Origin of the sequence: Spongiibacter sp. UBA1325 (assembly GCF_002306875.1) — a bacterium.
Taxonomy (GTDB): domain Bacteria; phylum Pseudomonadota; class Gammaproteobacteria; order Pseudomonadales; family Spongiibacteraceae; genus Spongiibacter; species Spongiibacter marinus.
The window spans coordinates 10,942-19,776 of the sequence record NZ_DBTD01000004.1; the positions used below are offsets into that span (position 1 = coordinate 10,942).

General features: G+C 53.1%; 9 protein-coding genes and 1 pseudogene. All 10 read left to right on the forward strand.

The features are described 5' to 3' along the window. Nucleotides 1-1,410, forward strand: a pseudogene (locus B3K78_RS02925) (DNA-directed RNA polymerase subunit beta'); the annotation flags it as partial. Nucleotides 1,411-1,544: 134 nt separating this feature from the next. After that, nucleotides 1,545-1,919, forward strand: a complete 375-nt coding sequence (gene rpsL, locus B3K78_RS02930; RefSeq protein WP_027875074.1) for a 30S ribosomal protein S12 — start codon at nt 1,545-1,547, stop codon at nt 1,917-1,919. 91 nt (nt 1,920-2,010) lie between these two features. Next, nucleotides 2,011-2,481 carry a 30S ribosomal protein S7 gene (rpsG, locus tag B3K78_RS02935; protein WP_027875075.1) on the forward strand — a complete coding sequence of 157 codons (471 nt, stop codon included), beginning with the start codon at nt 2,011-2,013 and terminating at the stop codon, nt 2,479-2,481. 33 nt (nt 2,482-2,514) lie between these two features. Beyond that, nucleotides 2,515-4,623: an elongation factor G gene (gene fusA, locus B3K78_RS02940; RefSeq protein ID WP_204997528.1), complete on the forward strand. Its 2,109-nt coding sequence runs from the start codon at nt 2,515-2,517 to the stop codon at nt 4,621-4,623. Between the two features lie 31 nt (nt 4,624-4,654). Further along, entirely contained in the window at nt 4,655-5,878 is a 1,224-nt protein-coding gene (gene tuf / locus B3K78_RS02945) for an elongation factor Tu (protein ID WP_286694240.1), read from the forward strand. Nucleotides 5,879-6,120: 242 nt separating this feature from the next. Then, nucleotides 6,121-6,432 (forward strand): 30S ribosomal protein S10, encoded by a 312-nt coding sequence (rpsJ, locus tag B3K78_RS02950; RefSeq protein WP_022960525.1) that lies wholly within the window; start codon nt 6,121-6,123, stop codon nt 6,430-6,432. A 111-nt stretch (nt 6,433-6,543) separates the two neighbouring features. Further along, on the forward strand, nt 6,544-7,188 hold the full coding sequence (gene rplC / locus B3K78_RS02955; RefSeq protein WP_204995041.1) for a 50S ribosomal protein L3: 645 nt from the start codon (nt 6,544-6,546) through the stop codon (nt 7,186-7,188). 11 nt (nt 7,189-7,199) lie between these two features. Beyond that, the gene (gene rplD / locus B3K78_RS02960; RefSeq protein ID WP_027874864.1) at nt 7,200-7,820 is read left to right on the forward strand and encodes a 50S ribosomal protein L4; all 621 of its coding nucleotides are present in this window, start codon (nt 7,200-7,202) and stop codon (nt 7,818-7,820) included. After that, nucleotides 7,817-8,113, forward strand: a complete 297-nt coding sequence (gene rplW, locus B3K78_RS02965) for a 50S ribosomal protein L23 (RefSeq protein ID WP_027874865.1) — start codon at nt 7,817-7,819, stop codon at nt 8,111-8,113. The genes rplD and rplW overlap by 4 nt, the downstream gene beginning before the upstream one ends. Before the next feature lie 17 nt (nt 8,114-8,130). Continuing rightward, nucleotides 8,131-8,835 (forward strand): 50S ribosomal protein L2 (rplB, locus tag B3K78_RS02970; RefSeq protein ID WP_286694241.1); only part of this gene is annotated, 705 nt, incomplete at its 3' end.

An 8,835-nucleotide genomic window follows, 5' to 3' on the forward strand; every position in this document is an offset into this window, starting at 1 on the left:
TTCCACATTGGTGGTGCGGCATCGCGAGCAACGGCTGTCGACAATATTCAAGTTAAGCAGGACGGTAAAGCGCGTCTGCACAACCTGAAGTTCGTTGAGCGTGAAGATGGCAACTTGGTTGCGGTAAGCCGCTCCGGTGAGCTGGCAATTACCGATCGCAGCGGCCGTGAGCGCGAGCGCTACAAGCTGCCCTACGGTGCCATCATTAAAGTTGCGGACCGCTCAGAGGTTAGCGCAGGCGATATCGTCGCGACCTGGGACCCACACACCCACCCCATCATTACTGAGGTGGCGGGTATTGTGAAAATGTCCGGTATGGAAGAAGGCATTACCGTTAAGCGTCAAACTGATGAACTCACTGGCCTGAGCAGTATCGCCGTGATGGAGCAGTCTGAGCGCCCCGCGGCGGGTAAAGACATGCGTCCAGCGGTCACCTTGGTCGATGCCAATGGCGAAGAACTGTGTTTGGCGGGTACCAATGTGCCAGCGCACTACTTCTTGACTGACCACGCGATCGTCAGCCTTGAGAATGGTGCTGAAGTGAAAGTTGGTGATGTTATTGCCAAGATCCCTCAGGAAAGCTCGAAAACGCGCGACATCACTGGTGGTCTGCCACGGGTTGCCGACCTATTCGAAGCGCGTAAGCCTAAAGAGCCTGCGATTCTTGCTGAGATCAGCGGTACCGTGTCCTTTGGTAAAGAAACCAAGGGCAAGCGTCGCCTGATCATCACCCCAGCTGACGGCAAGCCGCTGGCTGACGGTAGCGACCACTACGAAGTACTGATTCCCAAGTGGCGTCAGCTGACAGTGTTCGAGGGTGAGCAAGTTGAGAAAGGTGAAATTGTTTCGGAAGGTCCGCTGAGCCCTCACGACATTCTGCGCCTGAAGGGTGTGGAAGAGCTGGCGAAGTATATCGTTAACGAGATCCAAGACGTTTACCGTCTCCAGGGCGTTAAAATTAACGATAAACATATCGAAGTCATTAGCCGCCAGATGCTGCGCAAGGTCAACATTATGACCTCGGGCGACTCATCGTTCATTAAGGGCGAGCAGGTTGAATACGTGCGAGTTGCTGAAGAGAACGAGCGCCTCGTTGCGGAAGGCAAAGTGCCTGCCAGCTTTGACCGTGAATTGCTCGGTATTACCAAAGCCTCCTTGGCAACAGAGTCGTTTATTTCTGCGGCATCGTTCCAGGAGACAACCCGTGTACTCACCGAGGCCGCGGTAACTGGCAAGCGCGATTATCTGCGCGGATTGAAAGAAAATGTGGTAGTTGGCCGTCTGATCCCGGCGGGAACAGGTTTGGCATACCATCGCGATCGCAAACTGAAACGCGACGACACCAGCAGTTCTGTGTCGGCGCAGGAAGTAGAAGCGGCGCTGTCGGAAGCACTTAGCGACCAAAGCTAACTATTCCGGCTACTTGACGGGGGCGGGGTGCGTCTTTAGAATTCGCGCTCCGCTTTTTTTATATCGTCGGCGGATGCCGGCGTACGGTCGGTCAGCACATAAGGTGCTGGCCTTTAGTATTTGGAGTCTTATCAATGGCAACGATCAACCAGTTGGTTCGTCAGCCGAGAAAGCGCAAGACTGCTAAGAGTGACGTTCCTGCATTGCAGGCTTGCCCTCAGCGTCGTGGCGTTTGTACTCGTGTTTACACCACTACACCTAAGAAGCCGAACTCGGCGCTTCGTAAAGTGTGTCGTGTACGTTTGACTAACGGTTACGAAGTTTCATCTTACATCGGTGGTGAAGGCCACAACCTGCAGGAGCACAGTGTTGTGCTGATTCGCGGTGGTCGTGTTAAGGATTTGCCGGGTGTGCGTTACCACACTGTTCGCGGCAGCCTGGATACATCAGGTGTTAACGACCGTAAGCAAGGTCGTTCTAAGTACGGAACCAAGCGTCCTAAGTCTTAATTGATCGGACGTTTTTACATAGATTTGAGTAAGGCCAGGTCATCGCAATGGCGATCGTTGCCTGGATTACCCTGAAGAGAGAGTAGTAATCATGCCAAGAAGACGCGTTGCCGCTAAGCGGGAGATCCTGCCAGATCCGAAATTCGGAAATCTTACCCTGGCCAAGTTCATGAACCACGTTATGGTGAGTGGTAAAAAATCGGTTGCAGAGCGCATTGTCTATGGAGCTCTGGACCTGGTGCAGGAGCGTTTAAGCAAAGACCCCATCGAAGTATTCGACGAAGCGCTGGAAAATATTGCGCCAATGGTAGAGGTTAAGTCTCGCCGTGTCGGTGGTGCCACGTATCAGGTGCCGGTAGAAGTACGCCCAAGCCGTCGTACAGCATTGGCCATGCGTTGGTTGGTGGATTACTCACGTGGCCGTGGTGAGAAGTCCATGCGTCAGCGTTTGGCTGGTGAAATTATCGATGCATCTCAGGGCAAGGGCTCTGCAGTTAAGAAGCGTGAAGACGTGCATCGTATGGCTGAGGCTAACAAGGCGTTCTCCCACTTCCGTTTCTAATGATGGATTTGGCTTCAATCTGGGGAGTACATCGTGGCTCGTAAAACACCTATTTCAAGATACCGCAATATCGGTATCTGCGCTCACGTAGACGCCGGTAAGACGACGACTACCGAGCGCGTCCTGTTTTACACGGGGTTGTCTCATAAAATTGGCGAAGTTCATGATGGCGCTGCCACCATGGACTGGATGGAGCAGGAGCAAGAGCGGGGTATCACCATTACCTCGGCCGCGACTACCTGTTTTTGGGCGGGCATGCAGCAGCAGTTCGACCAGCATCGCGTCAATATTATCGATACCCCAGGGCACGTTGACTTTACCATTGAAGTGGAGCGCTCACTCCGCGTCCTTGATGGCGCGGTAGTGGTGCTGTGTGGCTCCTCCGGTGTTCAGCCTCAAACTGAGACCGTGTGGCGTCAGGCAAATAAATATGAAGTGCCGCGCATGGTGTTCGTCAACAAGATGGACCGCGCCGGCGCTGATTTTGAGCGTGTCGTCAGCCAGTTGCGAGAGCGATTGGGTGCGAATGCGGTGCCGATGCAAATGACCATCGGTGCAGAAGAAGATTTCAAAGGGGTTGTTGACCTGGTCAAAATGAAGGCGATCATCTGGAACGCCGAAGACCAGGGTATGACCTTTACTTACGAAGATATTCCCGCTGATCTGCAAGATCAGTGTGCGGAAATGCGTGAGTACATGGTAGAGGCTGCTGCCGAAGCCAACGAAGAGCTGATGGATAAATACCTCGAAGGCGGTGAGCTGAGCGAGGAAGAAATTAAAGCGGGCATTCGTGCGCGTACATTGGCGAATGAGATTATCCCGGTATTTGGCGGCTCTGCCTTTAAAAACAAAGGCGTTCAAGCTGTTCTGGATGCGGTGATCGAGTACATGCCTTCGCCGGAAGAGGTTAAGGCGATCGAGGGTACGCTTGACGATAAAGCGGAAACCGTCGAAACGCGTGAGGCAGATGACAATGCCCCGTTCGCAGCGCTTGCCTTTAAAATCGCGACTGACCCCTTTGTTGGTACTCTGACCTTTTTCCGGGTTTATTCCGGCAAGTTGGAGAGTGGCACGGCCGTATTTAACTCGGTTAAGGGTAAGAAAGAGCGTGTGGGTCGGATGGTGCAAATGCACTCAAACGACCGTCAAGAAATCAAAGAAGTGCTGGCGGGCGATATCGCTGCCGCTATCGGCTTAAAGGACGTGACGACCGGGGATACGCTTTGCGACCCGGATAACGTGATCGTTCTGGAGCGAATGGAATTTCCTGAGCCGGTTATCTCCGTGGCCGTGGAGCCTCGCTCGAAGGCTGATCAGGAAAAGATGGGCATCGCGCTGGGTAAGCTTGCGCAAGAGGATCCGTCGTTTCGGGTTAAGACGGACGAGGAAACCGGGCAGACGATCATCTCTGGTATGGGCGAGCTGCATCTGGATATTCTTGTTGATCGCATGCGTCGTGAATTCAGTGTTGAGGCGAATATTGGTAAGCCCCAGGTGGCCTACCGCGAAGCCATTCGCAACAACTGTGAAATCGAAGGCAAGTTCGTTCGTCAATCCGGTGGTCGTGGTCAGTACGGTCACGTTTGGGTGCGTTTCGAGCCTGCTGAAGACGCCAATGCCGAAGGTCTCGAATTTGTGAACGAGATCGTCGGTGGTGTGGTACCGAAGGAGTATATTCCGGCGGTGCAAAAAGGTATTGAAGAGCAGATGCAGAACGGTGTGCTGGCGGGTTATCCGCTGTTGGGCCTTAAAGCGACGCTCTACGATGGCTCCTTCCACGATGTCGACTCCAATGAGATGGCGTTTAAAGTGGCGGCGTCGATGGCAACGAAAAAGCTGGCGCAGAGTGGTGGTGCCGTGCTGCTTGAGCCGGTAATGAAGGTTGAAGTGGTAACGCCGGAAGAAAATATGGGTGACGTGGTGGGTGATCTCAATCGCCGTCGCGGCATTATCTTGGGCATGGAAGAAAGCGTATCTGGAAAAGTTGTCAACGCAGAAGTGCCGTTGGCAGAAATGTTTGGCTACGCAACCGATCTGCGCAGTGCGACCCAGGGTCGCGCGACATTCACCATGGAGTTTGAGAAGTACTCCGAGGCACCGAAGAATGTCGCAGACGAAATTATTAGTAAAAACATGGGCTGATTCGCCAAAACTTTAGAACGAGGAAAAAATCGTGGCAAAGGAAAAATTTGAACGTAGTAAGCCCCACGTCAACGTGGGCACCATCGGTCACGTTGACCATGGTAAAACGACTCTGACTGCAGCGCTGACGCGCGTTTGTGCAGAAGTCTTCGGCGGTGAAGCCGTTGCATTCGACGGTATCGATAATGCGCCTGAAGAGCGTGAGCGTGGTATTACCATCGCTACCTCTCACGTAGAGTACGATTCAGACATTCGTCACTACGCACACGTCGACTGCCCAGGGCACGCTGACTACGTTAAAAACATGATCACTGGTGCCGCTCAGATGGACGGCGCGATCTTGGTATGTGGTGCGACTGACGGCCCAATGCCTCAGACTCGTGAGCACATCCTGCTGTCTCGTCAGGTTGGTGTACCCTACATCGTTGTCTTCCTGAACAAAGCCGACCTGCTGGCTGAAGACTGTGGCGGCGTAGGCAGCGAAGAGTACAACGAAATGCTCGAGCTGGTTGAAATGGAACTGCGTGAGCTGCTCGACACTTACGACTTCCCAGGTGACGACACGCCAATCATCGCGGGTTCTGCCCTGATGGCACTGAACGGCGAAGACGACAACGAGCTGGGCACAACTGCTGTTGCCAAGCTGGTTAAAGCTCTGGATGAGTACATTCCTGAGCCCGAGCGTGCTATCGACCAGCCGTTCCTGATGCCAATCGAAGACGTATTCTCGATCTCTGGTCGCGGTACCGTAGTAACTGGTCGTATCGAGCGTGGTGTTCTGAACACTGGCGACGAGATCGAAATCGTTGGTATCAAAGACACCACCAAGACTACCTGTACTGGTGTTGAAATGTTCCGCAAGCTGCTCGACGAAGGTCGTGCTGGTGAGAACGTTGGTGTTCTGCTGCGTGGTACTAAGCGTGACGAAGTTGAGCGTGGCCAAGTATTGGCTAAGCCTGGCTCAATCACTCCGCACACTCGCTTCGAAGCCGAAGTGTACGTACTGAGCAAAGATGAAGGTGGTCGTCACACGCCATTCTTCAAAGGCTACCGTCCACAGTTCTACTTCCGTACCACAGACGTAACTGGTGCGTGTGAGCTGCCAGAAGGTACAGAAATGGTAATGCCTGGCGACAACGTGAAAATGGACGTGACATTGATTGCGCCTATCGCGATGGAAGAAGGTCTGCGTTTTGCAATCCGTGAAGGTGGCCGCACTGTCGGCGCCGGCGTGGTAGCGAAAATCGTAGAGTAATGCTGACGCGCGATGTTATTCGCGCAGCAGTGTGGGAGGGAGGCTTCGGCCTCCCTTTCTGGGTAACAATGGGTGCAATTGGCGCCCTAAAACGCGCGGTAGCGTCTTTAATTGCCTTTGTGTCGAATAGTTGTTGACACGGGGCGGTTAGGTCATTAATATGCCGCTTCTTTTTTCGGGTTGTCTCGGCCAGTTGGCGCCGATAGTGGCTCGAAGGTATTTCGGGATGGGAGTTTGATCAGGTGCAAAATCAACGGATTCGCATTCGTTTAAAAGCTTTTGATCACCGCCTTATCGATGCGTCTACGCAAGAGATCGTAGATACCGCTAAGCGCACTGGCGCGCAGGTTCGGGGTCCAATCCCGTTGCCTACTCGCAAAGAGCGTTACACGGTTCTGGTCTCTCCACATGTAAACAAGGATGCGCGAGATCAGTATGAGATCCGCACCCACAAGCGCATGTTGGATATCGTAGAGCCTACAGAAAAAACTGTAGACGCTTTGATGAAGCTAGATCTGGCGGCTGGTGTAGAAGTTCAAATTAGCCTCGGCTAATTAAAATTTACTGAATATATTCAGACCCGCTCAGGGGCTGGCCCTGGGTTGTGTAACGCGTGAGAGCGCGGCCGTAGAGGGTTAAGCCCCGTACACTGAGAGGTTGGAGCAATGACTATTGGTTTGGTCGGTCGTAAAAGCGGCATGACTCGCGTTTTTACTGACGACGGCGTATCTATTCCGGTAACGGTGATTGAGGTTGAGCCCAATCGCGTTACTCGTGTCAAAGCAGACGATGCTGACGGCTATCGCGCTATTCAAGTGACGGCTGGAGCTCGTAAGGCGTCACGTATTTCAAAAGCTGAAGCTGGGCACTTTGCTAAAGCAGGTGTTGAAGCTGGTCGCGGTCTTTGGGAGTTTCGCCTTGAAGAAGGTGATGAGGCTCCAGAGGTTGGTGCTGAGCTGACTGTTGCTGCATTTGAGGCAGGTCAGAAAGTTGATGTTACTGGGCAGTCTAAAGGTAAGGGCTTCCAAGGTGGTGTTAAGCGTTGGAACTTCCATATGCAAGACGCTACTCACGGTAACTCATTGTCGCACCGTGCGCCGGGTTCTATCGGTCAATGTCAGACTCCTGGTCGCGTCTTCAAAGGTAAGAAGATGGCGGGTCACATGGGTGCTGAGCGTGTGACTGTTCAGACGCTGGAAGTTGTACGTGTCGATGCAGAGCGCAACTTGATTTTGATCAAGGGTGCGGTTCCCGGTGCGCCAGGTGGTGACGTGTTTGTACGTCCTGCTGTTAAAGCAAAAAAATCCTAGGGGGCTAAGCAGTGGAACTGAATATTGCGAAACCCGGTAACGGTGCAGCGGCTGGAACTATCCAGGTTTCCGATGTGGCCTTTGCTCGTGAGTTTAATGAAGACCTGGTTCATCAGGTTGTGACTGCCTATCTGGCTGGTGCTCGTCAGGGTACCCGTGCACAGAAAACCCGCTCCGAAGTGAGTGGTGGCGGCAAGAAGCCATGGCGTCAAAAGGGTACTGGCCGCGCGCGTGCTGGTACCATCCGCAGCCCGATTTGGACTGGCGGTGGTGTGACCTTTGCGGCGAAGCCTCAAGATCACAGTCAAAAAGTAAACCGCAAGATGTACCGCGCGGCTCTGCGTTCTATTTTGTCTGAGCTGGCTCGTCAGGAGCGTCTGGTTGTCGTTGAAGAAATGGCACTTGAAGCACCTAAGACCAAGCTGCTTGTTAAGTCGCTGGCTGAGCTGGATGTAAAAGGTGCGTTGATTGTTACTGAAGAAGTAACTGGCAACCTGTACCTGGCGGCGCGCAACCTTCACGACGTTGATGTTCGTGATGTGAACGGTGTCGATCCCGTTAGCTTGATCGGTTACGACAAAGTTGTGGTTACCGTTGCGGCATTGAAAAAGTTTGAGGAGATGTTGGGATGAATCAGGAGCGCATTTACAAAGTATTGCTCGGTCCTCACGTTTCTGAAAAAAGCGCAATGAGTGCTGAAGCGGGCAATCAGGTCGTTTTTCGTGTGCTGCCCAGCGCTACCAAGCTGGAAATCAAAAACGCAGTCGAAAAGCTGTTCAAGGTGGACGTTGTTGACGTGCGCACCGTGAACATGAAAGGCAAAGTTAAGCGTAACCGTTTTGGCCTGAGCAAAAAGCCAAACTGGAAGAAGGCTTATGTAAGCCTGGTGCAGGGTCAAGATATCGACTTTGCAGTCGCTGAATAAGTCTGGAGCTGAGTCAAATGGCAATTGTAAAAAGTAAACCGACCTCTCCCGGACGCCGTCACGTCGTTCGAGTGGTTAATGCAGAGCTGCACAAAGGCGCTCCGCATAAGGCCTTGCTTGAGAGTCAGTCGCGCAATGGTGGTCGTAACAACAACGGGCGTATCACAACTCGCCACGTTGGCGGTGGCCACAAGCAGCACTACCGTATTATCGATTTTAAGCGCAACAAAGATGGCATTCCTGCTGTTGTTGAGCGTTTGGAATATGACCCTAACCGTACTGCGTATATTGCACTGCTTAAGTACGCGGACGGTGAGCGTCGCTATGTGATTGCACCTAAAGGTGTTGCCGCAGGTGATGAAGTGCTCTCAGGTGAGTCAGCACCGATCAAGCCCGGTAACGCGCTGCCGCTGCGTAATATTCCAGTCGGTAGCACAATTCACTGCATCGAGATGAAGCCTGGTAAAGGTGCTCAGATCGCTCGTAGTGCGGGTGCATCAGTGCAGTTGGTTGCACGTGAAGGCCAATATGCCACTGTGCGTTTGCGCAGCGGCGAAATGCGCAAGATTCTTGCTGAGTGCCGCGCCACATTGGGCGAGGTGTCAAACAGCGAGCACAGCCTGCGTAAGTTGGGTAAAGCCGGTGCGGCGCGTTGGCGTGGTGTTCGTCCTACCGTTCGCGGTGTGGCTATGAACCCCGTTGATCACCCACATGGTGGTGGT

What these genes read in the sequence shown, in the direction of transcription:
- rpsL (WP_027875074.1), top strand. Translation starts at nt 1,545, where the DNA reads ATGGCAACGATCAACCAGTTGGTTCGTCAGCCGAGAAAGCGCAAGACT.
- rpsG (WP_027875075.1), top strand. Translation starts at nt 2,011, where the DNA reads ATGCCAAGAAGACGCGTTGCCGCTAAGCGGGAGATCCTGCCAGATCCG.
- rplC (WP_204995041.1), top strand. Translation starts at nt 6,544, where the DNA reads ATGACTATTGGTTTGGTCGGTCGTAAAAGCGGCATGACTCGCGTTTTT.
- rplW (WP_027874865.1), top strand. Translation starts at nt 7,817, where the DNA reads ATGAATCAGGAGCGCATTTACAAAGTATTGCTCGGTCCTCACGTTTCT.